The sequence below is a fragment of the Mesorhizobium sp. W067 genome, from assembly GCF_054719525.1.
This window is the reverse complement of record NZ_JBTTII010000001.1, coordinates 1,160,462-1,186,854: the sequence shown is the minus strand read 5'-3', so window position 1 is coordinate 1,186,854 and position 26,393 is coordinate 1,160,462. Positions and strand designations below refer to the sequence as shown.

Annotated in this window: 20 protein-coding genes and 1 tRNA gene; 9 read left to right on the top strand and 12 right to left on the bottom strand. The window is 63.3% G+C overall.

Going from position 1 to position 26,393, the window contains the following annotated elements:
• Positions 1–34 precede the first annotated feature (34 nt).
• From ACYG97_RS05780 to rnd, 3 genes are all read left to right on the top strand, one after another.
• On the top strand, positions 35–1,240 hold the full coding sequence (locus tag ACYG97_RS05780; RefSeq protein ID WP_023734159.1) for an MFS transporter: 1,206 nt from the start codon (positions 35–37) through the stop codon (positions 1,238–1,240).
• A 104-nt stretch (positions 1,241–1,344) separates the two neighbouring features.
• Complete coding sequence (locus tag ACYG97_RS05775; protein WP_023750462.1) at positions 1,345–2,589, top strand: MFS transporter; 1,245 nt, start codon at positions 1,345–1,347, stop codon at positions 2,587–2,589.
• A 75-nt stretch (positions 2,590–2,664) separates the two neighbouring features.
• Entirely contained in the window at positions 2,665–3,816 is a 1,152-nt protein-coding gene (rnd, locus tag ACYG97_RS05770) for a ribonuclease D (protein ID WP_023682426.1), read from the top strand.
• A gap of 63 nt (positions 3,817–3,879) precedes the next feature.
• On the opposite strand, the gene ACYG97_RS05765 is transcribed toward rnd, so the two are convergent.
• From ACYG97_RS05765 to ACYG97_RS05745, 5 genes are all read right to left on the bottom strand, one after another.
• Positions 3,880–4,299: an MAPEG family protein gene (locus ACYG97_RS05765; RefSeq protein ID WP_023673032.1), complete on the bottom strand. Its 420-nt coding sequence runs from the start codon at positions 4,297–4,299 to the stop codon at positions 3,880–3,882.
• Positions 4,300–4,321: 22 nt separating this feature from the next.
• Complete coding sequence (locus tag ACYG97_RS05760) at positions 4,322–4,891, bottom strand: hypothetical protein (protein WP_023749016.1); 570 nt, start codon at positions 4,889–4,891, stop codon at positions 4,322–4,324.
• Between the two features lie 19 nt (positions 4,892–4,910).
• Entirely contained in the window at positions 4,911–6,413 is a 1,503-nt protein-coding gene (guaB, locus tag ACYG97_RS05755; protein WP_023734161.1) for an IMP dehydrogenase, read from the bottom strand.
• 142 nt (positions 6,414–6,555) lie between these two features.
• Entirely contained in the window at positions 6,556–7,011 is a 456-nt protein-coding gene (locus ACYG97_RS05750; RefSeq protein WP_023673035.1) for a PIN domain-containing protein, read from the bottom strand.
• A complete protein-coding gene (locus ACYG97_RS05745; protein ID WP_023673036.1) occupies positions 7,008–7,253 on the bottom strand; it encodes a type II toxin-antitoxin system Phd/YefM family antitoxin in 246 nt (81 codons plus the stop codon). Before ACYG97_RS05745 ends, ACYG97_RS05750 begins: the two co-directional genes overlap by 4 nt.
• A 242-nt stretch (positions 7,254–7,495) precedes the next feature.
• Here ACYG97_RS05745 and ACYG97_RS05740 point away from each other — a divergent pair, with 242 nt between their 5' ends.
• Positions 7,496–8,917, top strand: coding sequence for an MFS transporter (locus ACYG97_RS05740; RefSeq protein WP_023734162.1), 1,422 nt, complete (start codon positions 7,496–7,498; stop codon positions 8,915–8,917).
• 256 nt (positions 8,918–9,173) lie between these two features.
• Positions 9,174–10,187, top strand: coding sequence for an IS110 family transposase (locus ACYG97_RS05735; RefSeq protein WP_050590407.1), 1,014 nt, complete (start codon positions 9,174–9,176; stop codon positions 10,185–10,187).
• A 35-nt stretch (positions 10,188–10,222) separates the two neighbouring features.
• On the opposite strand, the gene ACYG97_RS05730 is transcribed toward ACYG97_RS05735, so the two are convergent.
• Both ACYG97_RS05730 and ACYG97_RS05725 read right to left on the bottom strand, forming a co-directional pair.
• Complete coding sequence (locus ACYG97_RS05730) at positions 10,223–10,945, bottom strand: RlmE family RNA methyltransferase (RefSeq protein WP_023734164.1); 723 nt, start codon at positions 10,943–10,945, stop codon at positions 10,223–10,225.
• Positions 10,942–12,285: a Ppx/GppA phosphatase family protein gene (locus ACYG97_RS05725; protein WP_023734165.1), complete on the bottom strand. Its 1,344-nt coding sequence runs from the start codon at positions 12,283–12,285 to the stop codon at positions 10,942–10,944. The genes ACYG97_RS05730 and ACYG97_RS05725 overlap by 4 nt, the downstream gene beginning before the upstream one ends.
• 349 nt (positions 12,286–12,634) lie before the next feature.
• Between ACYG97_RS05725 and ACYG97_RS05720 the strand changes: the two genes are divergently transcribed.
• Complete coding sequence (locus ACYG97_RS05720; protein ID WP_023734166.1) at positions 12,635–13,582, top strand: lysylphosphatidylglycerol synthase domain-containing protein; 948 nt, start codon at positions 12,635–12,637, stop codon at positions 13,580–13,582.
• Between the two features lie 146 nt (positions 13,583–13,728).
• Positions 13,729–13,802, top strand: a tRNA-Gln gene (locus tag ACYG97_RS05715).
• A gap of 47 nt (positions 13,803–13,849) precedes the next feature.
• On the opposite strand, the gene ACYG97_RS05710 is transcribed toward ACYG97_RS05715, so the two are convergent.
• From ACYG97_RS05710 to ACYG97_RS05690, 5 genes are all read right to left on the bottom strand, one after another.
• Positions 13,850–14,641 (bottom strand): tyrosine-type recombinase/integrase, encoded by a 792-nt coding sequence (locus ACYG97_RS05710; protein ID WP_023734167.1) that lies wholly within the window; start codon positions 14,639–14,641, stop codon positions 13,850–13,852.
• A 252-nt stretch (positions 14,642–14,893) separates the two neighbouring features.
• Positions 14,894–15,651 (bottom strand): IS5 family transposase gene (locus tag ACYG97_RS05705; protein WP_155923506.1). Its coding sequence is split into 2 segments (ribosomal slippage): positions 14,894–15,324 and positions 15,324–15,651, totalling 759 coding nucleotides; the frame shifts between segments, so codons are not numbered across the junction.
• Between the two features lie 26 nt (positions 15,652–15,677).
• Complete coding sequence (locus ACYG97_RS05700; RefSeq protein WP_023734169.1) at positions 15,678–15,989, bottom strand: hypothetical protein; 312 nt, start codon at positions 15,987–15,989, stop codon at positions 15,678–15,680.
• Entirely contained in the window at positions 15,973–16,170 is a 198-nt protein-coding gene (locus ACYG97_RS05695) for a hypothetical protein (RefSeq protein ID WP_023734170.1), read from the bottom strand. Before ACYG97_RS05695 ends, ACYG97_RS05700 begins: the two co-directional genes overlap by 17 nt.
• Before the next feature lie 6 nt (positions 16,171–16,176).
• Entirely contained in the window at positions 16,177–16,722 is a 546-nt protein-coding gene (locus tag ACYG97_RS05690; protein WP_023734171.1) for a hypothetical protein, read from the bottom strand.
• Between the two features lie 386 nt (positions 16,723–17,108).
• On the opposite strand from ACYG97_RS05690, the gene ACYG97_RS05685 reads away from it, so the two are divergent.
• Entirely contained in the window at positions 17,109–17,645 is a 537-nt protein-coding gene (locus ACYG97_RS05685) for a hypothetical protein (protein WP_198029713.1), read from the top strand.
• Positions 17,646–17,655: 10 nt separating this feature from the next.
• Complete coding sequence (locus ACYG97_RS05680) at positions 17,656–26,316, top strand: Ig-like domain-containing protein (RefSeq protein ID WP_460221562.1); 8,661 nt, start codon at positions 17,656–17,658, stop codon at positions 26,314–26,316.
• Positions 26,317–26,393 lie beyond the last annotated feature (77 nt).

The window sequence follows — 26,393 nt, the reverse complement described above, 5'->3', positions numbered from 1 at the left end:
ACAACCGTCGACTCTCTTCCCCGAAAGCATCGTCATGACCTTTGGCCTCCGCCTCGCTCCGCAACACCGGGTCTACGCCGGCTTTGCGATCTATTCGTTCGCCATGGGCCAAATCTTCCCGCGGCTGCCCGACATCAAGCACGCCATGGGCATCGGGGACGGCACGCTCGGGCTAAGCCTGATCGGGACGCCGATCGGCACCTTGACCGCGCTGACGCTGGCGGCGCCGATCCTGGAGCGCATCGGCTTCCGCCGCGCGCTGCTCGGGCTGGTGCCGCTTTTGTCGGTTGTCTTTGCCATTGCCGTGCATGCGCCTGGGCCGCTTGCGCTGTTCCTGATGCTGTTTCCGGTCGGCCTGATGATCGGCAGCGTCGAGATCATTCTCAATGTCGAGGCCGATAGAACCGAATTCCTGCTCAAGCGCCGGATCATGAACCGGGCGCATTCGTTCTGGAGCATCGGCTTTTTCGGCGCCGGCCTGTTCGGCGCCGCGCTTGCGCATCTCGGCATTTCGCCGCAACTGCACCTGGCGATTGTCGTACCGATGGTGGCGACAGGAATCGCGCTGTTTCTCGGCGGTTACGAACCGGCGCCGAGCCGCTTCGCCGGCAATGACGAGACGGCGCCAAGGCTGGCGCGGCCGACGCTGCCGATCCTCGTCCTCGTCGCGGTGACACTGTCGGCGATGCTGATGGAAGGCGCCAGCATCGACTGGTCGGCAATCTACATGCGCACCGTGTTCGATGCGGGCCCTTTCGTCGCCGGCTTCACCGTGGCGCTGTTTGCATTCTCGCAAGCGAGCACGCGCTTCTTTGCCGACTCCTTTGTCGACCGCCACTCGCCGAGCGTCGTGGCGCGGGTGCTGCTGGCGACGATGGCGGTGGGCGTGCTGCTCGTCTTCTTCTCGCCTGCCCCGCTCGTATCGATGCTGGGCTTTGCGCTACTTGGCATTGGCAGCAGCGTGCTCTTTCCGCTGGCGATCTCGGCGGCAGCCCAGCGGACGGACCGCTCCGCGACGATCAATGTCGCGGCGCTGTCGCAGATTTCCTTCGTCGCCTTCCTGCTCGGCCCGCCGCTGCTCGGTTTCGTCTCCGACCATTGGGGCATCCGCTCGGCCTTCGGTATCGGCATCCCGTTCATCATGCTCAGCCTGCTGACCGCCGGCTCGCTTGGCCGAAGGGCTGCCCGGGGCAAGCCTGCGCCGGCGAGCGAAGCTTTGGCGAGGGCCGACGGAGCTTGAACGGCCGCACTTGAAGCCACACACCTGTTGGCGGCGGGACAAGCCACTGGCATTGGCCACACCGATGGTTCAGAACTGTGGAGCCACCTAAGCAACGGTTCCGTATGTCCTCCATCCGCCCGCTGATCCCGCTCCTCATCGCCGCCGGCATCCTGCTTGGCGGCAACGGGCTGCAGGGCACGCTGATCGCGCTGCGCGGCGCGCAGGAAGGATTTTCGGCCTCCGACATCGGCCTGATGGGCACGTTCTATTTCGCCGGCTTCCTGTTGGGGTGCCTGGCCGTCACCCGTATCCTCAAGGCAGTCGGCCATGTCCGGACGTTTTCAGCACTGGCCGCCATCGCCGCGGCCAGTACGCTGCTCCTGGTGCTGGTGATCGATCCGGTGATGTGGTGCGCGGTGCGCTTTGCCGGCGGTTTCTGCTTTGCCGGCCTGTTCACCGTCATGGAAGCCTGGCTGAACTCCGGCGTCGAAAACAAGGATCGTGCGCGCGTGCTGGCCATCTACCGCATGGTCGATATCGGCTCGGTGACCGGCGCACAGTTCCTGATCCCGATCTTCGGCCCCGGCGGCTTTGCCATCTTCGCCATCATGTCGATGATGATCACGCTGTCGCTGGTTCCGGTGTCGCTCGGCGACCGCTCCAACCCGACGCCGCCGGAAGACGTCAAGCTCGATCTCGCCCGCGTCTGGCGGATTTCGCCGCTCGGCTGCTTCGGCTGCATCTGCGTCGGCGTCACCAACAGCGCGTTCCGCACGCTGTCGCCAGTCTATGCCGAACAGATCGGCATGTCGGTGGCCGATGTCGTCACCTTCGTCAGCGTCGGCATCTTCGGCGGCGCCCTCATCCAGTATCCGCTGGGCTACCTCTCCGACCGCTGGGATCGGCGCGCGGTGCTTTTGGCCACGACATGCGGCGCCATGTTCGCCGCGCTGGCGCTGGTCTTCGTCGCCGGCGCCGATCCGACCCTCAATTTGATCATCGTCTTCATCTTCGGCAGCTTCGCCATGCCGCTCTATTCGCTGTCGGCGGCGCATTCCAACGACCGCGCCGACAAGGGCGAGTTCGTGCTGATCAACGCCGCCTTGATGCTGTTCTATTCCTTCGGCGCCATTGGTGGCCCCTTCGCGGCGTCCGCAGTGATGCAACATTTCGGACCGGGCGCCCTGTTTGTCTTCAGCGCAGTCGTCTACGCCACCCTCATCGCCGTCATTCTCTACCGCATGCAGGTGCGCGGCAGCGTGCCGGCGGGCAAGCGCAGCCGCTTCACGGCGCTGCTGCGCACATCAACCGTCTTCGCGCGGCTGGCGCGCAGGAATGGCGATTCCGACGGATCGGCTGATACTTGACCGAAGGGCGGCTTGACGAAAGCGCCCATGGCTGAAATTGAAAGAGAACCTTACCCGTTACTAAAAAGCGATTTGATGCACGTCATCACCACCCAAAATGAGCTCGAGTCCGTTCTCGCCGCTTTTGAAAAGTCGGATTTCGTCACCGTCGACACCGAATTCATCCGCGAAACGACATTCTGGCCGATTCTGTGCCTGATCCAGATGGCGGCGCCCGGCGTCACCGCGCTGATCGACCCGCTGGCGCCCGACATCAACCTCGCCCCGTTCTTCCGGCTGATGGCCAATGAGGCGGTGGTCAAGGTTTTCCATGCCGCGCGCCAGGACATTGAAATCATCGTCCATCTCGGCGATCTGGTGCCCCATCCGGTGTTCGACACCCAGGTCGCGGCCATGGTCTGCGGCTTCGGCGACAGCGTCTCCTACGATCAGCTGGTGCAGCGCATCACCGGCGCACGGCTCGACAAATCCTCGCGTTTCACCGACTGGCGCCACCGGCCGCTGTCGGACAAGCAACTCGACTATGCCTTGGCCGACGTCACCCATCTGATCGACGTCTACAAGCATCTCAGCGCCGAACTGGAGCGGGAAAACCGCGCCCATTGGCTAAACGAGGAAATGGAGGTGCTGACTTCGCGCGAGACCTACGATCCGCACCCCGAAGACGCTTGGAAGCGGCTGAAGATGCGGCTGCGCAAGCCGCAGGAGCTGGCGATCGTGCAGACGGTGGCGGCATGGCGCGAACGCGAGGCGCGCGAGCGTGACGTGCCGCGCGGCCGGGTGCTCAAGGACGACGCCATATACGAGGTCGCCCAGCAGGCGCCGCGCGATGCGGCAGCCCTTGGCAAGCTGCGCACCACGCCGAAAGGCTGGGAACGGTCATCGACGGCAACGGCGCTGCTCGGCGCGGTCAACACGGCGCTCGCTTTGCCCCGCGAAGAAATGCCGAAGCTGCCCAAGAGCTTTCAGCCGCCCGAGGGCTCCAATGCCGCCTCCGAGCTGTTGAAAGTGCTGTTGCGGATCGTCGCCGAGAAGGAAGGCGTCGCCTCGAAAGTGCTGGCGTCCAGCGACGACATCGACCGCATCGCCGCCGAGGGCGAGGATGCCGACGTGCCGGCCCTGCAGGGCTGGCGACGCGCCGTGTTCGGCGAAGCCGCACTGAAGCTGGTGCGCGGCGAAATCGGCATCAAGTTCGACAAGCGCAAGATCGCGGTGTTCGATTTGTAGACCCCCACCCCGCTCCGCTGCGCGGAGCGACCCTCCCCACAAGGGGGAGGGTAAACGACTGCCCTACACCGCTCCGAGCAGGTGTAGCGCGAACCAGATCCATGCCAACAAGAGAATGATCGCGCCGACGTAGAAGGCGCGGCTGCGAAACCGCAGATTGTTGCTGGTGAGGTGGACCCAGGCGTGGCCATAGCGGGAAATAACGAAAATCCACATCAACGCCAGGGTCAGATAATTGACGCCATTGGTCGCGTGCAGCGCCAGGCACAGCACATAGAACAGCACCGGCAGTTCGAACTGGTTGATGAGATTGTTGGCAACCGTGACGCTCGACCCGGGCTCGGTCGTGCGCACCTTGTATTGACCGACCTTGGCCTCGCCCGATTTGACCGCGCCGTAGCGGCGCCGGCCCATCACGACATAGACGATATAGACGAGCAACACCTGCGCCAGCATCGGCCAGAAAATCGCGGTCTGGCTCATGGCGTTGCCCCTGCTCTGTCGTTCATGCCTGTGGACGCCGCTGGGCGGCAAGGATCAAAAACGCGATGACGATGACGGGGATCGCCAGCAGCGCGAATTTGGTGACGATCAGCGACGAGGCGAAAGACAGAGAATCCGGGTTGGCCGACAGCGCATCGGACAAGAGCCGCGCCACCGCAATGTTCTGGGCGTAGTCGGCGCATGTGTAGGGCAGCACGATGACCAGCGCGAACAGCGCCTGAAGCTGCACCGGCATGGCACGAAAATTCTTCAGCCGCCGCCCCGTTGCCAGGATCAGGCTGACCATGGTCAGCGACAGCAGCGCCGGGAAGAGAAGGTCGAAAGTCAAATAGTGCCAGACCAGGATGATCTCGCTGCCGCGTCGGCCGAGTGCCGTCAGCCAGGCCATGCCCTCATCGGGCGTGAACCCGCCAAGGCGCACGTCGAGCGACGGCAGGCCACCGCTCAGCCGGCGGAAATAGAAGAATTCCAGCAGCGTCATGATGATGAAAACCGCCGCGGCGGCAAAGCACAGCGCGCCGGCATGGCGCGCCAGCCGCAGCACGATCGTCGCCTGGTGGCGCCAGAGCATGTACCGCTCTGGCTGCCGGTCAGGCTCCGCCAGGATAGTTCGGGCTTTCGCGGGTAATCGTGACGTCATGGGCGTGGCTTTCACGAAGTCCGGCGTTGGATATGCGCACAAAGGTGGCGCGTTCGCGAAAATCGGCAAGGTCGCGGCCACCGACATAACCCATAGCGGCTTTTAGCCCTCCCGCAAGCTGGTGCAGCACGCCAGACACAGGTCCCTTGTAGGGCACCTGCCCTTCAATGCCTTCCGGGACCAGTTTCAGCGTGTCGCGAACCTCGGCCTGGAAGTAGCGATCGGCCGAGCCGCGCGCCATGGCGCCGACAGAGCCCATGCCGCGATAGGCCTTGAAGGAGCGGCCCTGATGCAGATAGACCTCGCCCGGGCTTTCGTCGGTGCCGGCCAGCAGCGAACCGATCATGGCCGCACTGGCGCCCGCGGCAAGCGCCTTGGCCAGGTCACCCGAATATTTGATGCCGCCGTCGGCGATGACCGACACGCCTGATCTATGCGCCGTCTCGACCGCCGACATGATCGCCGAAAGCTGCGGCACGCCGACGCCGGCGACGATGCGCGTGGTGCAGATCGAGCCCGGGCCGATGCCGACCTTGACGGCATCGGCGCCGGCGTCGATCAGCGCCTGCGTGCCTTCGGCGGTGGCGACGTTGCCGGCCAGGATGCGGACGGAATTGGAAAGCTTCTTGGCCCGCGTCACCGCATCGAGCACGCGCTGCGAATGGCCATGCGCGGTGTCGATGACCAGGAGGTCGACACCGGCATCGATCAACCGCTCGGCGCGCTCGAAGCCGTCATCGCCGACGCTGGTGGCGGCCGCCGCCCGCAGGCGCCCCTGCGCATCCTTGGTGGCGTGCGGGTTGAGCTGCGACTTCTCGATGTCCTTGACGGTGATCAGGCCGACGCAATTGCCGGACTTGTCCACGACGACGAGCTTTTCGATGCGGTGCTGGTGCAGCAGCCGCTTGGCCTCGTCCTGGTCGACATTCTCCTTGACCGTGATCAGGTTCTCACGGGTCATCAATTCGTAAACTTTCTGCCCCGGATCGGAGGCGAAGCGCACGTCGCGGTTGGTCAGGATACCAACCAGGCGGCCGATCTTCTGGCCGCCGGTGCCGCCATTCTCGACAACCGGAATGCCCGAGATGGAATAGGTGCGCATCAGCGCCAGCGCGTCGGCGAGCGTGGCGTCGGGGCCGATGGTGACCGGATTGATGACCATGCCCGATTCGAACTTCTTGACCTGGCGAACCTGCTCGGCCTGTTCGGCCGGCGAGAAATTGCGGTGGATGACGCCGATGCCGCCGGCCTGCGCCATGGCGATGGCGAGCCGCGCCTCGGTGACGGTGTCCATGGCGGCCGACAGGATCGGCACGTTGAGGTCGATGTCGGTGGCGATGCGGGTGCGGATGTCGGTCTCACCGGGCATGACCTCGGAATGACCGGGCTGCAACAGCACGTCGTCAAAGGTCAGCGCCAGCGCGCCGGTGGACGTTTCGATGATTTTTGCCATGGCCAGTCCTCGGATACGAAAAGCGCTGGGAGAATACAAAAAAGCGCTGGACCGAAATGGACAGCGCCGACTCGTTTCTTCCCTTTCAGGATTGGCGCTGGCTGGTAACACGTCGCGGCGTGGTTGAAAAGCCGGTCGTGGCCTATTCGGCGGACTTGCCCAACAGGGCATCGAGCAAGACATGGCGCGGTGACGCGAAAGGATTGACGACCGTTACGCCGCCCCAGGTGAAGCCGTCCTGCAGATCTTCCGACAGCAGCAGCCGGCAACCGGTTTGCGAGGCAACAGACAGGATGGTCGCATCCCAGATGCCGAAATGGTGATCGGTCGCAAGATCAGCCGCGACCGTCATCACCTCCGGCGTCGTGCCGACAACCGGAAACGCGTCGCGCCAGCTCAACAGGGCGTCGCGCGCTTGTGCACGTGATCGTCCGGCCTTGCGTGTGAGAACGGTGAACAATTCGCCGAGCACTTGGACTGGAATGACGGCTGCCTCTTGCGCAATGTCGTGCAGCAGGCCGAAAACGATGTCGCGCTTCTCGGCTCCGTTGATCCCCTCGGCATAAACAAGGATGTTGGTATCGAGCGCGACCTTCACCGCTCGTCCTCGTAAAGCTCGTCGCGGCTCCAGCGCCCGGCTTCTACAACAGGCTGGCGTTCGAGGCGCGACAGCAGCGCTGTGCGCGAACGAGACGCCGCAGGGTCGGGCTGCCCTGCAGGCACGATCCGCGCCACGGGACGCCCATGGCTGGTCACGACATAGCTCTGTCCTTCGCGGACACCGCGCAGGAGGAGCGAGAATTTGCGGTTGGCGTCGGCTGCGGAAACGGCTTCTTCCATGGCATTGTCCATATAGTAGTTATATTCACTACAGCATAGTGAACCCGGTCAATTTTCGCAAGTTCATTCAATGTGGCGAAACGCAGCGACGCCTCTTGTCCGCCCACGGTCGCACAAAAGTGACAGCAAATTAATGCGACATCGCGCCTGAGGCGTGATAACCGCCGGTTCGTATCGCTTGCCCCGCCTTTTCATTGCCTGGATTGGCCGGCACGCAATTTTGGCCAATTCGGACGCGTTCGTTGAACCGCATCATTCCGCTCATTCTGGCGGTCGCCTTGTTCATGGAAAACATGGATTCGACCGTCATTGCGACATCGCTGCCGGCGATCGCCGTCGACATCCACACCAGCCCGATCGCGCTCAAGCTGGCGCTGACCGCCTATCTGGTGTCGCTGGCCATCTTCATTCCGATCAGCGGCTGGATGGCCGACCGGTTTGGCGCCAAGACCATTTTTCGCGCCGCGATCGGCGTGTTCATCGTCGGCTCGGTCTGCTGCGCCGTCTCCAACTCGCTGCCGGCCTTTGTCGTCTCGCGCTTCCTGCAAGGCATAGGCGGCGCCATGATGACGCCGGTCGGCCGGCTGGTCCTGGTGCGCGCGACGCCGAAGAGCGAGCTGGTTGCCGCCATGTCGTGGCTGACGGTGCCGGCGCTGGTCGGACCGCTCGTCGGACCACCGATCGGCGGCTTCATCACCACTTATTTCACCTGGCACTGGATCTTTCTGATCAACGTGCCGATCGGCCTGATCGGCATCTGGCTGGCGACGCGCTTCCTGCCGCAAACCGACTCGATGGAGACGCCGCCGCTCGATTTCGTCGGTTTCGTGCTGAGCGGGCTGGCGGCCTCCGGCGTCGTCTTTGGCCTGTCGGTGGTCAGCCTGCCCTATCTGCCGCCGGCGACCGGCCTCATCACCGTGGCGGTCGGGCTGATTTCCGGCGTGCTCTATCTGCTGCATGCGCGGCGCGCCAAGAACCCGCTGCTGGCGCTGGAACTGTTCCGCAACCAGGTGTTCCGCTCCTCGGTGCTCGGCGGCTCGCTGTTTCGCATCGGCATCGGCGCGGTGCCGTTCCTGTTGCCCCTGATGTTCCAGATCGGCTTCGGGCTGACGCCGTTCCAGTCGGGCATGATCACCTTCGTCTCGGCCATCGGCGCCATTGGCATGAAATTCGTTACCGCGCTGATCTTCCGGCTTGCGGGGTTCCGCCGGGTGCTGATCTGGGGCTCGCTGATCGCCGCGGCATCGATCGCCATATACGGCCTGTTCACGCCGGAGACGCCTTACGCGCTGATGCTGGCGATATTGCTGGTCGGCGGCTTCATCCGCTCGATGTTCTTCACCGGCGTCAACGCGCTCTCCTATGCCGAGGTGACGGCTGAAGACACCAGCAAGGCAACGCCGATCACGGCGGTGTTCCAGCAACTGTCGATCGCGCTCGGCGTGGCGCTGGCCGGCGGCATCCTGGAAGTCTCGACCTCGATCCATGGCGGACCGCTGGCGCTCGGCGATTTCCACATCGCCTTCTTCATCGTGGCGGCGGTGTCGGCGGCAGCGTCCGTGTCATTCATGCGGCTGGCGCCGGATGCCGGCAATGCCGTGTCGGGACATGGCCGGCTGACGACGCCGAAGACGCTGGAGCCGGTGAGCACGGCTGGGAAGTAAGGGGCGAGCGCCCCTCATCACTTCGTTCATCCTAGGGCGAAGCGACTCAAAGCGTCGCGCAGACCCTGGGATCCTGTGTGTTGTTCCCATGCTATGTTTGGGGTGGGAAGGAGACCGACAGGATCCTGGTCGTCCTTTTTGAGGACAGGCCGTGGCATGGCTCGGTCCCTTCCCACCGGTGAACCATCAACCTGAACAGTTGCACGGGGCTGTTCCAAGCAGACCCCGCACCACAGGAAGAGGCGTGGACATGATAATGCAGAACTATGTCGGCTGCGACATCTCAAAGGCGTGGTTGGACTTTTTTGATGAGGCAAGCGGTCAATACCATCGCATCGACAATCAGGCCGATGCGATCGCTGCCTATGTGGCAGGCCTGCATCCCAGTCGAGACTTCGTCGTCATGGAGGCGACAGGCGTTCATGACCGCCTGCTGCGTCATGTGCTGGCCAAGGCCGGCGTGCCGTTCTCGCGGCACAATCCGGCGCACACCCACCACTATGCGAAGTCGACGAGACGGCGCGCCAAGACCGACCGTCTCGATGCCAGAATGCTGAGCGACTATGGCCGCCGCTATCACCCGGAAGCCGAGCCGGCACCGCGCGAAGAAGGCGAACACCTTCAATCGCTTGCCCGCCTTCGCGACCAAATGGTCGAGATCAGGGCAACGTTGAAGAAACAGCGCAGCGAAGCCTTCGGCGCGATTGTCATCGCCGAAATCGAAGAGCTGATCGCTACCTTCAATGTCCGCATCAAGGGTATCGAGGGGCAGATCGCCCAAGCCATTGCCCAAGCCGAGGACATGGCCCGCGACAACGCGCTGATGATCTCCGTACCCGGCGTCTCCAAGATCACTTCGTTCTCGCTGCTGGCGCACCTGCCCGAGCTCGGCCAACGCTCACCCAAGTCGATCGCGGCACTCGCCGGCCTTGCTCCCTTCGACAACAAGAGGGCAAGCTCAATCGCAGGAGCCAGATCCAGGGTGGTCGATCACGCGTATGTCGCGCACTCTACATGGCAGCGCTCGGCGCCATCGGGGCTTGTGAGCGCTTCAGAACTTTCTACACCGCCATCGCAGCCCGCTCAGGTTCCAAGAAACTCGCCATCATCGCCGTCGCAAGAAAGCTTCTCGTCGTCCTCAACGCCATCATTCGCGATAAAAAAGCATTCGCATGAACACAGTTGCCATGCCGTGATCTTGATCGAAGGATGCAGCGACACAGAATTGTGCAGCGTTTTCAACGCGTTAACGTCACGGCATGGATCCTAGGGTCTGCGCTGCGTCGCTTCGCTCCTTGCTTCGCCCTAGGATGACGATGCCACTGGTGGCTCTCTGCCCTTAAAATCCTTCGCCAGCAAATACAGTTCCACCGACTCATCCCGCGACGCCGGCGGCTTCACGTGGTGCACCGAGCGGAAGTTCTTCTTGAGCATCGACAGCAGCTCGTTTTCGGCGCCGCCTTGAAACGTCTTGGCCAAAAAGTGCCCGCCCGGCTTCAGCACCGACAGTGCGAAATCGGCGGCCACCTCGCACAGATGCATGGTGCGGATGTGGTCGGTTCGCTTGTGGCCGGTGGTCGGCGCGGCCATGTCGGACAACACGATATCGGGGTCGCCGCCCAGCGCCTCGGCGAGCTTTTGCGGCGCTTCCGGGTCGAGGAAATCCATCAGCAGCACCGGCGCACCCGGCACCGCATCCATTTCGAGATAGTCGATGCCGATGACATGCGGATTTTCCGCCGTCGACTTGGTCCTCGCGGCCGCCACCTGGCACCAGCCGCCGGGGGCCGCACCGAGATCGATGACCTTCATGCCAGGTTTCAGCAGATGATGCTTGTCATCGATCTCGATCAGCTTGTAGGCCGCGCGCGAGCGATAGCCGTCGGCTTTTGACCTCTGGACATAGGGATCGTTGATGTGGCGCTGCAGCCAGCGGCGCGACGATTCTTTGAGGCCCGACTTCTTCTTGATTCGTGTTTTGAGGACGCGAATGCTGGCGGAGCCCGGCTTTTCCGGCTTCTTGGTCACTGTCGGCCCCGCCCACTGTTGCGCCAGACGCCGTCATCGGCCATCAGCTCGCTCAAAATGCCTTCGCGTAAGCCCCGGTCGGCGACGCGCAGCCGCTCCGACGGCCACACCGCACGGATGGCTTCCAGGATAGCACAGCCGGCCAGCACAAGATCGGCACGGTCGGCGCCGATGCAAGGGTTGGCGCAGCGCTGCTGGAAGTCCCAGCCGACCAGTTTTTCGACCATGCGGTCGACGCTGTCGCGGTCCATCCACAGCCCATCGACGCGGCGGCGGTCGTAGCGTTCGAGATCGAGATGGACGCCGGCCAGCGTCGTCACCGTGCCGGATGTGCCCAGCAGATGGAATTTCGGACTGGCCAGCACATGGCTCAGCCGGTCGCGGCCGTCGAAGGCTTTCAGCCGCACCGCGACGTCGTCGACCATGGCGGCAAAGATCTCGCGCGTCACCGTGCGGCCGCCAAAGCGTTCGGCCAGAGAGACGACGCCGACCGGCAGCGAGGTCCACGACACGATGTGGTTGGCCAGCCGCGGCGAGCGCTGGCCGGTGAGGTCGATCAGCGCGATTTCGGACGAGCCACCGCCAATGTCGAACAGCACCACGCCTTGCGTGTCGCGCTCGATCAGCGAGCCGCAGCCGGATACAGCCAGACGCGCCTCGGTCTGGCGATCGATGATTTCCAGCTTCAACCCCGCCTCTCGTTCGACGCGCTGCAGGAATTCCACGCCATTGTCGGCGGTGCGGCAGGCCTCGGTGGCGATCAGCCGTGCCTTGCGGATCTTGCGGTTGCGCAATTTGTCGCCGCAGATCTTCAGCGCCTCGACGGCGCGGTCCATCGCCGCCTGGCTCAGGTGCCCATTCGCCGTCAGCCCCTCGCCCAGCCTGACGATGCGCGAGAAGGCGTCGATGACGCGGAACTGGCCATGGCGCTGCGGCACCGCGACCAAGAGCCGGCAATTGTTGGTGCCGAGATCGAGCGCGGCAAACACCGGCAGTTCCTGCATCGGCGGACGATGCATTGGCTGTTCCGGTCGGGATTGTGGCGCCGAGGGCAAAGGCACCGGCGCTGGAGCGGCCGGGCCGACGGAGGCCGGCGCACCAACCGCTGCCGCCGTTGCGAGAGGGCTGTCGTCGCGCGCAAAAACCTTGCGCCCACGCCGGCGCTTGCGCCGCTTTCTCGCCTTGCCTCGCTGATGCTGGGCTTCGCCGGCCTGTCCGTTACCGGACTGAGGCCCCGCCTGGCGGGGCCACCCGGCGGATGGGCTTGGCCCGCCTGACGGCGGCGAAGCCCTGGACACGCCCACTTCCGGCGCGCCAGCGCCGGTGTCGTGGTCTTCCACTTCAGTTCCTTCCGGCGCCGCGCGAACCGGAAAACCGGACGCAGCAGGCGCTTCAATCTTTTAAGTTGCCGCCAGAGTAGCAGCGCCGGGCCGGATCACCAAGAGCAAGGACTCAAATTTTGCCGGCTGCGTCCTGCCAGATCCCCGCTGCTTTGCAGCGTCCCGGCGTTCGCTAGCCTTTCATCTTGCCACTGGCACGACGAATTCGCCGTTGGCGAACCGGCTGCTCACCCTTGCCGGTTGAATAGCCGGCTTCAATGAGGCATTTCTGAAATGAGGGGGAATTGGTGAATCGCGGACGTTTTAACGCCCGCCTGGGCGATGGGCAGCAACACATGACGACAACTCCATGAATTGGGGGGCCACGAATTGGAAGCGCTATCTGTGGCCGGTCATCGGTGTCGCGGCGGTCATCGGGTCGCTGTTGTTGCTGTGGCATGAACTGCGCGGCATCTCGATCGACGATGTCTGGGACGGCATATCAGCCATCCCGACGCGCGGCTGGGTGCTGGCGGCGCTGAGCTCGGTGGTCGCCTACGCCTCGCTTGCCGGCTACGACCACATTGCCCTTCTACATATCGGCAAGAAGGTGTCGTGGCTGTTCGTCACCTTCTGCTCCTTCACCACCTATGCGCTGTCGCACAACATTGGCGGCTCGGTGCTTTCGGGCGCGGTGATCCGCTACCGCGCTTATGGCACCAGGGGGCTCACCGGCCAGGATGTCGGCATATTGGTGGCGATCTGCTGGATCACTTTCGTGCTCTCCAGCCTGCTGGTCGGCGGCCTGGTGCTGGTGTTCGAGCCGCAGATCATCGGCCGCTTCTCCGGCGCGCCCCACCATGGGCTGGCGATCGCCGCCGGCATCGCTTTGCTGATCCTGGTCGGCGCCTACATCTTCGGCAGCTGGCTGCATCTGAAGCCGCTGAAAATCGCCGGCTTCCAGTTGCACTACCCGGCGCTGCCGATCGTGGCGCGGCAATTGCTGATCGGCCCGATCGAGCTTCTGGCGGCGGCGGCGATCATCTTCTTTGCCCTGCCCGTTGCCGGCAATCCCGGCTATTTCGTCATCCTCGGCGTGTTCCTGGTGTCGTTCTCGGTTGCGCAGATCTCGCACGCGCCGGGCGGGCTCGGCGTGTTCGAGGTCGTGTTCCTCGCCGGACTGTCTGATATGGACCCGGTCGGCGTGCTGGCGGCACTTTTGGTGTTTCGCCTGTTCTACCTGATCATCCCGCTGCTGATCGCGCTCGGCGTGGTGCTGTTCTTCGAGCACTCGCAATACAGCCGGACGGACAGTTGAGGTCGCGCCGGGCGACAGCGCCAGCCTGGCGCAATTGGCTGATGAAACACCGAGATTGAAATGCAACGCAGGCTTGACTATTTTCCGGCGGCGGCTACAAGGCACGCGCGGCTGCTTCGGCGGCCCACCAGCGCGACAGCGCCTGCTGGGGAATAGGTTAACGGTAGACCCACGGACTCTGACTCCGTTAGTCCTGGTTCGAATCCAGGTTCCCCAGCCATTTGATTTTAGAGCGGTTTTCCCGTTTCATAATTAGAAGATTTCGTGTCAGTCGGACGCACGGTCGGGAATTTTTGTTCCCGTTTCGAGCTTGCGGATGGCGCTTTCGCCGAGCGCCGGATCGCGATTGAGGTAATTGGAATCGAGGATCGCGTTGACATCGCGCAGGCTGTGACCGGTGATCGTCGCAATCTCAGGCACCGTCGCGCTGGCGATCGCCAGGCGCGTCACAGCCGTTCCGCGTATATCATTGAAGGTGACGCCGACCACGCCGGCGGCGGCGCATGCCTTGCGCCAGGACGACCGGAAGCCGTCGGCTGTCCACGGAACGCTGTCGCTGTTGAGCAATATCTGGCCGGCCTTGCCACGCAGCGCATCGAGCGCAGTTTTCAGCGGCGCGCCGACTGGGATGACCACGCGGGTTCCCGTCTTGGATTGCTGAAGGCGGATCAGCTTGCCGTCATACTGCTGCCAGGTCAGGCGCAGTAGGTCACCCTGGCGCTGCCCCGTCCACAAAGCGAGCGTGAGCGGCAAATGAAGATGCGCGGGAGCGCTGGCATAGAATGCTGCCTCGTCGACTGCGGTCCAGACGTTCGCGGCTCGCGTGCCGCGATAGAGTCGCCCGCCCTTCTCGCATGGATTGGCTGACACAAGGCCGCGACCGAGCGCCCACGATAGGATCCGGGCGAGAACCTGCCAGCCGTAGTCAGCCTGGCGGCGAGACGCCTTGGCACGGTCGTCGCGCCATTCCATGAAGATGCCGCGCGTGCGCCTATCGCTCATGCCTGACAGCGGGAATTCGCCAAATTTCTTCTCGATGATCTTAGGGCCAAGACTCATAATTGTGGTGCGAGCGCTGCAGCGCTGTCGTCAGTCTCGGCAACATTGTGCTTGAATTGTTATGAGGCGATCAGGGGGCGACCCTGACCGGGTTCGGATTCGCACCGAAACGGGTTACCCCGACTATCTAAGCCCGAAATGCCGCTGCGGGCCCTACAGGAGCGACCTGTCCTTCCGCACTGAGCGTCGACATCACGCCAGACTACTGTTTGCCTATGATCCCACAATTTTGCAAGTAGTTCGGGTTCGGCGTTAGAGCCAATAGCTGATTGTCGCTGCGATGCAGACCGCAGCGAGGAAGTTGGTAGCCAATCGATCATATCGGGTGGCGATGCGGCGGAAGTCCTTAAGCCTGCAGAACATGCGCTCGATGGCGTTGCGGTCGCGGTAGAGGTAGGGCGAGAAGCAGTTCTTCCACTTCCTGTTTGCCTTCGGTGGAATATTGGCGAAAGCGCCGCGCTGCTTGACCTGGCGACGAATTGCGTCGCTGTCGTAGCCTTTGTCGGCGTTCAGCAGGGTTGTCGTCGGCATCTGATCGATCAGCACCTCGCCCGCCTTGCAGTCGGCAACGTTGCCGCCGGTCAAAAGGAAGGCGACTGGCCTGCACATTCCATCAGTCAGGGCGTGGATCTTGGTGGTGCGCCCGCCGCGTGATCTGCCAATTGCCTGGTTGAGTTCCCCCTTTTTCCGCCCGCCGCACTGCGATGGGCACGAACAGCCGAGGAATCGATAAGCAGTTGTGCCGGTGGCCCACCAGCACTGGCCAAGGCTTGGAATATGCCGGTCCAGATGCCCTTGTTAGCCCAGCGATGGAAGCGATTGTAGAGCGTCTTCCTCGGACCGTAGGCGGCAGGTGCGTCCACCCAGCGTCCACCGCTCTTGATGACGTGGATGATACCGCTGATAACCCGCCGATCATCCACGCGAGCCTTGCCCCGCGTGTCAGTTGGAAGATGCGGCTTGAGCTTCGAGAATTGTTCGCCCGTCAGCCAGAAATAGTCCCGATCCATCGAAGCCTCCAGTCGGTGACCTTGAATCACGGCAGCCGCATCAATGAAAGCGGTTTATGGGTCCGGACCCTAATCAATTTGACGTAGTCAGCCTGGGTTCGTGGCGCTAGGTCATCCCAATCCGAGCTAGCCTGAAACGCGTTCAAGATCCAAAACAGCACGCCCTGGCGAGGCTTGGCCTTGCGGGCGACGGCGGCGTAATAAGCCGCCATGAATTCCAGATCTCCCGGTTTGCCCGGCAGGCTCGGTCCACCCTTCCATGCCCAATAGTAAGTGACGACCCTGCCATCGGCGAGCGTTTTGGTGCGGCTGTTCAGTCCCTTAAGGCGAACGCGCATGGTTCTTCACCCATTTGTCTAGGGCATTTTCCGACTCGGTGGTCTGTGTGGCCGCGATGACGACGATCTTGCCGGTAACGGGATCGATTTCTACCCTGCCCGGCTCCATGTTGCCCTTTCGCGCGCCCTTGATGGCGCGTGCAATGTCGGCCGCCTTGAAGGAAACGGGCGTGCCGACCATAGTCCGTTACTCCTCTACCGAGGCAATAACGCCGAGCCTGTCGAGCACATGGTCAACTATCGCGCGAACACTCAAGAATGTAGCCACGCCTCTGTTGTTCTTCATTGCTTCGCTCAACGTGGCCTGACCGGCGCCTTCATGAAAATACGTTATGCGCGGCGGTGGAACATCGCCCGCCGCGACGATGGTTCCCTCGCCTTCCATCAACATCACCTTCGTGTCGGCGGTGGTCTCCTCGCTGAAGCTGAACCCGACGATCTCTTCGCCGCGGCTGTCATCGAGCATGCCGCTGAGATACAGCTTGAGGCCGAACAGCAGATCCTTGCCCTGGACGAATGCGACTGCGTCGTCGGCCCCCAAGCCGTGGCGCGTAAGAACGACCACTAGCCGCACCATGCAGATATCGAGGATCGAAAAATGGTTGACGGTCCTGCCGCCCCACAGCTCAGGGAACAGTCCATTTCTGCGGCGCCATGCGCGAAACGTCACGTCTTTGCAGCCTGCGACTACACAGACTTTGGCAGCGGGGAAGATTCGGTCGGTGGCGTACATCACGATACATTTGTAGCACACGAGCGAAGGTGCTACAAGTGTAGCAAGCCCCCGCTCGCGAATATTTTGACTTCGACTATTAACTGTTCCGCCAAGTTGGACGTTGACGCTTCCCCTTCGTCAGAGTTAATGATCTCCTAATATAAGTATTTTCTTAAACTTATGATCGGCAACCAACGAGTTAGCCGACGGAGTTGGGTTGGGGAGACGCAGTGCGACGACCAATGTCGTCGCAGAATCAACATCGAGCTGCCATCCGTCTGTAAACGGCCTTGCTGAGCCAGGCTGTTCCTAAGGCCGCAACGTTGCGGCGGGTTGGATGCGCGGACAATAGACGTCTACGAGTTGCTGACAATGGACGTCTACGAGTTTTTGACAGGAGTGGCTTGTCTTTCAGTGCGGTCGGCAAACGGATGTGGGGGCATCTGTGTATGGGCAAAGGGGGTATTATGGCTTCTTCTCAGATCATAGACGCCGACGGAATGTCGACGTCGCTTCCCGATGCGCCACAGGCCGGACACGACGCCCACCGTTTTGCCGAAGATACGCTCCTCCCCATTTCCACCCCCCTGACCATTATTTCTCTTGATGTGCTGAGCAACGATCTAGCCGGAATCGCACTTTGCTCTATCGATGATGGGTTTTCCGCCTCGACCGATCCGAAGAAGCCCGCTGTTGCCTACGAAGATTCAGCAGGCATCAAGCTGTGTTTGCCGGACGTGTGGGCGTGGGCGTTTGGCATTGGTACACGTGCCATTGGTCTGAATGCGAACTCATTTGGTCCGGCGCTCTCTACCAGGATCAAGCCGTTAGTTGGCGAAGGCGAACTTGCCCTCACAGATTCACAATTTTTGAGCGACCCCGCCGCAAGCGGCAGGTCGATGTCGACACTTCATGATCGACAAGAACAACTAGCGATATAGGGGACGGGGTATGGCAACGACAACTGGTACAAGCGGCAACGACAATCTGGTCGGCGGTAGTGGAGACGACGTGCTTTTGGGCGGTGCCGGAAGCGATCGCCTGAATGGCGGTTCAGGCGCCGATACGCTCGATGGAGGCAGTGGGTTCGATACGGTCCTGGGCGGATCGGGAGCCGACACGCTTATCTACCGTGCGTGGGAAAATCAGTACAAGATGGGTGGCCTAGTATACGGCACCGGGACAACCGGTGGACAAACAACCTTTTCCGGCTACGACATCTATGACGGCGGCAACGGCAATGCTGCGAAAGGCACTGCCGAGATCGATACGCTCGCTATCTATCTAAGCAATGATCAACTAGCCAATGCGTCATTTATGACAGCGTTTAACACTGAGATTGCTCAGTTTCGTGCCTTCATTGCCGCGAACTCGAACACGAATACCGGCCAAGCAGGTCAGGCAGAATTTGCGTTCACTACGATCAACCTTAAAGTTTCCGCGATCGAGCAAGTTACCGTTCTCGATAGTGACGGCCATGTTCCCGTATACGTCAATATTGTCGATTCGGCCTTAAGTGATGGCGACAATAACTCGGTCGTAACGTTCACTTTTGTTGGCCCTGTGGCGGGTTTCACTTTAGCCGACGTTACGGCAACCCACGGCACGTTGACTGATTTTGTGATGATTGACGCTTCACATTATACGGCGAAGTTTACAGCAGCAGACGGCTTCGCCGGCACCGGCTCGGTGTCGGTGACGGCGGGCAGCTACACCGACTCTGCCGGCAACGCCGGTAGTGCTGGTTCCGACACGGTTGCGATCGACAGGCTCAACCCAACCGTCGTGGTCGACATCGTCGACAGCGCCCTCAACGACGGCGACAACAGCTCCGTTGTCACCTTTACCTTCAGCGAGGCCCCGGGCGCCAGCTTCACAGCTGCCGATATCACCGCGACTAACGGCACGATCAGCGGCTTCACGCAGGACACCGCGACCACTTATCACGCCACCTTTACCGGGACCGACGGGGTTTCTGGAACGGGATCAGTTTCGCTGGCCGCCGGCAGCTACACCGACGCCGCCCTCAACATCGGCGGCACCGGCTCCGACACCGTCACCATCGACACCGAGAACCCGACCGTTGTGGTCGACATCGTCGACGGCGCGCTCAGCGACGGCAACAACAGCTCGGTCGTCACCTTCGCCTTCTCCGAGGCGCCAGGCGCCAGCTTCACCGAATCCGACATTGCTGTGTCGACCGGTCTCACGCTGGATGTCGGGTCGCTGATCATGGTCGACGCCACCCATTACACCGCGACGGTCACGGCAACAGACGGCTTCACCGGCACCGGCACGGTTTCGCTGGCCGCCGGCAGCTACACCGACGCCGCCCTCAACATCGGCGGCACCGGCTCCGACACCGTCACCATCGACACCGAGAACCCGACCGTTGTGGTCGACATCGTCGACGGCGCGCTCAGCGACGGCAACAACAGCTCGGTCGTCACCTTCGCCTTCTCCGAGGCGCCAGGCGCCAGCTTCACCGAATCCGACATTGCTGTGTCGACCGGTCTCACGCTGGATGTCGGGTCGCTGATCATGGTCGACGCCACCCATTACACCGCGACGGTCACGGCAACAGACGGCTTCACCGGCACCGGCACGGTTTCGCTGGCCGCCGGCAGCTACACCGACGCCGCCCTCAACATCGGCGGCACCGGCTCCGACACCGTCACCATCGACACCGAGAACCCGACCGTTGTGGTCGACATCGTCGACGGCGCGCTCAGCGACGGCAACAACAGCTCGGTCGTCACCTTCGCCTTCTCCGAGGCGCCAGGCGCCAGCTTCACCGAATCCGACATTGCTGTGTCGACCGGTCTCACGCTGGATGTCGGGTCGCTGATCATGGTCGACGCCACCCATTACACCGCGACGGTCACGGCAACAGACGGCTTCACCGGCACCGGCACGGTTTCGCTGGCCGCCGGCAGCTACACCGATACCGCCGGCAACACCGGTAGTGCGGGCTCCGACACGGTCGCGATCGACACCGAGAACCCGACCGTTGTGGTCGACATCGTCGACGGCGCGCTCAGCGACGGCAACAACAGCTCGGTCGTCACCTTCGCCTTCTCCGAGGCGCCAGGCGCCAGCTTCACCGAATCCGACATTGCTGTGTCGACCGGTCTCACGCTGGATGTCGGGTCGCTGATCATGGTCGACGCCACCCATTACACCGCGACGGTCACGGCAACAGACGGCTTCACCGGCACCGGCACGGTTTCGCTGGCCGCCGGCAGCTACACCGACGCCGCCCTCAACATCGGCGGCACCGGCTCCGACACCGTCACCATCGACACCGAGAACCCGACCGTTGTGGTCGACATCGTCGACGGCGCGCTCAGCGACGGCAACAACAGCTCGGTCGTCACCTTCGCCTTCTCCGAGGCGCCAGGCGCCAGCTTCACCGAATCCGACATTGCTGTGTCGACCGGTCTCACGCTGGATGTCGGGTCGCTGATCATGGTCGACGCCACCCATTACACCGCGACGGTCACGGCAACAGACGGCTTCACCGGCACCGGCACGGTTTCGCTGGCCGCCGGCAGCTACACCGACGCCGCCCTCAACATCGGCGGCACCGGCTCCGACACCGTCACCATCGACACCGAGAACCCGACCGTTGTGGTCGACATCGTCGACGGCGCGCTCAGCGACGGCAACAACAGCTCGGTCGTCACCTTCGCCTTCTCCGAGGCGCCAGGCGCCAGCTTCACCGAATCCGACATTGCTGTGTCGACCGGTCTCACGCTGGATGTCGGGTCGCTGATCATGGTCGACGCCACCCATTACACCGCGACGGTCACGGCAACAGACGGCTTCACCGGCACCGGCACGGTTTCGCTGGCCGCCGGCAGCTACACCGACGCCGCCCTCAACATCGGCGGCACCGGCTCCGACACCGTCACCATCGACACCGAGAACCCGACCGTTGTGGTCGACATCGTCGACGGCGCGCTCAGCGACGGCAACAACAGCTCGGTCGTCACCTTCGCCTTCTCCGAGGCGCCAGGCGCCAGCTTCACCGAATCCGACATTGCTGTGTCGACCGGTCTCACGCTGGATGTCGGGTCGCTGATCATGGTCGACGCCACCCATTACACCGCGACGGTCACGGCAACAGACGGCTTCACCGGCACCGGCACGGTTTCGCTGGCCGCCGGCAGCTACACCGATACCGCCGGCAACACCGGTAGTGCGGGCTCCGACACGGTCGCGATCGACACCGAGAACCCGACCGTTGTGGTCGACATCGTCGACGGCGCGCTCAGCGACGGCAACAACAGCTCGGTCGTCACCTTCGCCTTCTCCGAGGCGCCAGGCGCCAGCTTCACCGAATCCGACATTGCTGTGTCGACCGGTCTCACGCTGGATGTCGGGTCGCTGATCATGGTCGACGCCACCCATTACACCGCGACGGTCACGGCAACAGACGGCTTCACCGGCACCGGCACGGTTTCGCTGGCCGCCGGCAGCTACACCGACGCCGCCCTCAACATCGGCGGCACCGGCTCCGACACCGTCACCATCGACACCGAGAACCCGACCGTTGTGGTCGACATCGTCGACGGCGCGCTCAGCGACGGCAACAACAGCTCGGTCGTCACCTTCGCCTTCTCCGAGGCGCCAGGCGCCAGCTTCACCGAATCCGACATTGCTGTGTCGACCGGTCTCACGCTGGATGTCGGGTCGCTGATCATGGTCGACGCCACCCATTACACCGCGACGGTCACGGCAACAGACGGCTTCACCGGCACCGGCACGGTTTCGCTGGCCGCCGGCAGCTACACCGATACCGCCGGCAACACCGGTAGTGCGGGCTCCGACACGGTCGCGATCGACACCGAGAACCCGACCGTTGTGGTCGACATCGTCGACGGCGCGCTCAGCGACGGCAACAACAGCTCGGTCGTCACCTTCGCCTTCTCCGAGGCGCCAGGCGCCAGCTTCACCGAATCCGACATTGCTGTGTCGACCGGTCTCACGCTGGATGTCGGGTCGCTGATCATGGTCGACGCCACCCATTACACCGCGACGGTCACGGCAACAGACGGCTTCACCGGCACCGGCACGGTTTCGCTGGCCGCCGGCAGCTACACCGACGCCGCCCTCAACATCGGCGGCACCGGCTCCGACACCGTCACCATCGACACCGAGAACCCGACCGTTGTGGTCGACATCGTCGACGGCGCGCTCAGCGACGGCAACAACAGCTCGGTCGTCACCTTCGCCTTCTCCGAGGCGCCAGGCGCCAGCTTCACCGAATCCGACATTGCTGTGTCGACCGGTCTCACGCTGGATGTCGGGTCGCTGATCATGGTCGACGCCACCCATTACACCGCGACGGTCACGGCAACAGACGGCTTCACCGGCACCGGCACGGTTTCGCTGGCCGCCGGCAGCTACACCGACGCCGCCCTCAACATCGGCGGCACCGGCTCCGACACCGTCACCATCGACACCGAGAACCCGACCGTTGTGGTCGACATCGTCGACGGCGCGCTCAGCGACGGCAACAACAGCTCGGTCGTCACCTTCGCCTTCTCCGAGGCGCCAGGCGCCAGCTTCACCGAATCCGACATTGCTGTGTCGACCGGTCTCACGCTGGATGTCGGGTCGCTGATCATGGTCGACGCCACCCATTACACCGCGACGGTCACGGCAACAGACGGCTTCACCGGCACCGGCACGGTTTCGCTGGCCGCCGGCAGCTACACCGACGCCGCCCTCAACATCGGCGGCACCGGCTCCGACACCGTCACCATCGACACCGAGAACCCGACCGTTGTGGTCGACATCGTCGACGGCGCGCTCAGCGACGGCAACAACAGCTCGGTCGTCACCTTCGCCTTCTCCGAGGCGCCAGGCGCCAGCTTCACCGAATCCGACATTGCTGTGTCGACCGGTCTCACGCTGGATGTCGGGTCGCTGATCATGGTCGACGCCACCCATTACACCGCGACGGTCACGGCAACAGACGGCTTCACCGGCACCGGCACGGTTTCGCTGGCCGCCGGCAGCTACACCGACGCCGCCCTCAACATCGGCGGCACCGGCTCCGACACCGTCACCATCGACACCGAGAACCCGACCGTTGTGGTCGACATCGTCGACGGCGCGCTCAGCGACGGCAACAACAGCTCGGTCGTCACCTTCGCCTTCTCCGAGGCGCCAGGCGCCAGCTTCACCGAATCCGACATTGCTGTGTCGACCGGTCTCACGCTGGATGTCGGGTCGCTGATCATGGTCGACGCCACCCATTACACCGCGACGGTCACGGCAACAGACGGCTTCACCGGCACCGGCACGGTTTCGCTGGCCGCCGGCAGCTACACCGACGCCGCCCTCAACATCGGCGGCACCGGCTCCGACACCGTCACCATCGACACCGAGAACCCGACCGTTGTGGTCGACATCGTCGACGGCGCGCTCAGCGACGGCAACAACAGCTCGGTCGTCACCTTCGCCTTCTCCGAGGCGCCAGGCGCCAGCTTCACCGAATCCGACATTGCTGTGTCGACCGGTCTCACGCTGGATGTCGGGTCGCTGATCATGGTCGACGCCACCCATTACACCGCGACGGTCACGGCAACAGACGGCTTCACCGGCACCGGCACGGTTTCGCTGGCCGCCGGCAGCTACACCGACGCCGCCCTCAACATCGGCGGCACCGGCTCCGACACCGTCACCATCGACACCGAGAACCCGACCGTTGTGGTCGACATCGTCGACGGCGCGCTCAGCGACGGCAACAACAGCTCGGTCGTCACCTTCGCCTTCTCCGAGGCGCCAGGCGCCAGCTTCACCGAATCCGACATTGCTGTGTCGACCGGTCTCACGCTGGATGTCGGGTCGCTGATCATGGTCGACGCCACCCATTACACCGCGACGGTCACGGCAACAGACGGCTTCACCGGCACCGGCACGGTTTCGCTGGCCGCCGGCAGCTACACCGATACCGCCGGCAACACCGGTAGTGCGGGCTCCGACACGGTCGCGATCGACAGGCTCAACCCGACGGTGACCGTCAACATCGTCGACACCTCGCTCAGCGACAGCGACACCAGCTCGGTCGTCACCTTCGCCTTCTCCGAGGCGCCAGGCGCCAGCTTCACCATAGCCGACATTACCGCCACGCACGGCACGGTCACCGGCCTCACCGCCACGGCCGACCCGCTGGTCTTCACCGCCACCTTCACGGCCGACGACGGCTTCGCCGGCCAGGGCTCGGTCTCGGTGACGGCCGGCAGCTACACCGACACCGCCGGCAACACCGGTAGTGCGGGCTCCGACACGGTCGCGATCGACAGGCTCAACCCGACGGTGACCGTCAACATCGTCGACACCTCGCTCAGCGACAGCGACACCAGCTCGGTCGTCACCTTCGCCTTCTCCGAGGCGCCAGGCGCCAGCTTCACCATAGCCGACATTACCGCCACGCACGGCACGGTCACCGGCCTCACCGCCACGGCCGACCCGCTGGTCTTCACCGCCACCTTCACGGCCGACGACGGCTTCGCCGGCCAGGGCTCGGTCTCGGTGACGGCCGGCAGCTACACCGACACCGCCGGCAACACCGGTAGTGCGGGCTCCGACACGGTCGCGATCGACAGGCTCAACCCGACGGTGACCGTCAACATCGTCGACACCTCGCTCAGCGACAGCGACACCAGCTCGGTCGTCACCTTCGCCTTCTCCGAGGCGCCAGGCGCCAGCTTCACCATAGCCGACATTACCGCCACGCACGGCACGGTCACCGGCCTCACCGCCACGGCCGACCCGCTGGTCTTCACCGCCACCTTCACGGCCGACGACGGCTTCGCCGGCCAGGGCTCGGTCTCGGTGACGGCCGGCAGCTACACCGACACCGCCGGCAACACCGGTAGTGCGGGCTCCGACACGGTCGCGATCGACAGGGAGAATCCTACATTTACGGCTTGGACTTACGAGACATCCGGCGGATCGGGCAAAAGGATTGTTGTGACAGGCGTTTCCGACGCGGTCTCTAGCTTTACCATTACCGATGCCGGAACACCGCTCACGTGGGCTTCGATAGTCAAGAACGGTTCCACTTGGACCTTTACAGATATCGCAAATGGGGCGCAGCTCCAAAACCACACGTTGACCGTAACTGCTACGGATCCAGCCGGGAACACGTTCTCGATGACGCATGCAGCTCCCGCCGGCACCTCCGGCGAGCCAATCAATCTCGCCCTCACCGATCCATCGCATGAGGGTGCGCTCATCACCGTCACGGTGAAGGACGTGCCTTCGGGATGGACCATCGACGGTGCAACCCACAACGCCAACGGGAGCTGGACGGTTCAGACCAACGACCTGCACGGGCTGACGGTCACAACGCCTGCCGATTTCGCGGGGGCGGTGGTGCTCGACGTCTCGATGAACTGGACCAACGCAGACGGCACGACGGGAAACATGTCGATCGCCGACAATGTCGAAGCCTACGCGCCGGGCTCGCCGATCTTCGCCTGGTCCGGTGACGACGTGCTGACCGGATCGAGCGGCAACGACCTGTTCGTCTTCTCACAGCCGATCGGCAACGACACGGTGCACAGCTTCGACGCGGCCGCTGACCAGATCGACCTGATCGGTTATTCCGGCGTCCAGAGCTTCGCCGACATCCAGGCGCATATGGCCGACGACGCCAACGGCAACGCGGTGATCACGCTTGGCGACGGGCAGTCGATCCTGCTCGACGGCGTGCATTCGAGTGCGCTCACGGACGGCAATTTCGTCTTCGACCAGACGCCGGTGGTCAACAATGCCGGAACCATGACGATCGGCGACGGCGCGTTGCTGCCGCTCAGCGGCATTATCAACAACAGCGGTCTCATCTCGCTCGACTCGGCGGGCGGCGATACGCTGCTGCAGGTCATCCAGCATGGCGTGACCCTGCAGGGTGGCGGGCATATCCTGCTGTCCGACAGCGCCGCCAACGTCATCTCCGGCACTGCTGCCGACGTCACTCTGGTCAATGTCGACAACACGATCTCGGGCGCCGGCCAGTTGGGCGGCGGGATGCTCAGCCTCGACAACAGGGGCACCATCATCGCCACCGGCTCGAATGCGCTGGTCATCGATACTGGAGGCAGCGTCGTCGTCAATTCGGGAACGCTGGAGGCAACCGGCTCCGGTGGCCTTACGATCACCGGTGGGCTGGCGAATTCCGGCATGCTGTGGGCCAATGGCGGTAACATTGACATCAACGGCCAGGTCACTGGCGACGGCGACGCCACGATCGGCAACCTGTCGAAGCTGGAATTCGGTGCGGCCTCTTCAACCGACGTCACGTTCGCGGCGGATGCCGCCGGCACATTGCAGCTGGACGATTCCTTCGATTTCAGCGGAAGCATCGCCGGCATCACCAATGACGACAAGGTGAACCTCGAAGACATCCTGTTCGGCACGGGAACGTCCGCTGCCTATCAGGCGGACCTCGACGGCACCGGAGGAACGTTGACCGTCTCGGACGGCACGCACAACGCCACGCTCCACCTGCTCGGCGTCTACGATGCCCACAGCTTCACACTTGCCGACGACGGCACCGGCAGGACGGTGGTGCAAGTGAGCGACTTTGTGATGTGAACAAAAGAGAGCCGCGGGGACAAAGCGCGGCTCTCTTCATGCTGCCGGTTCCTGATTCAGCTTACGAATTAAGGTTT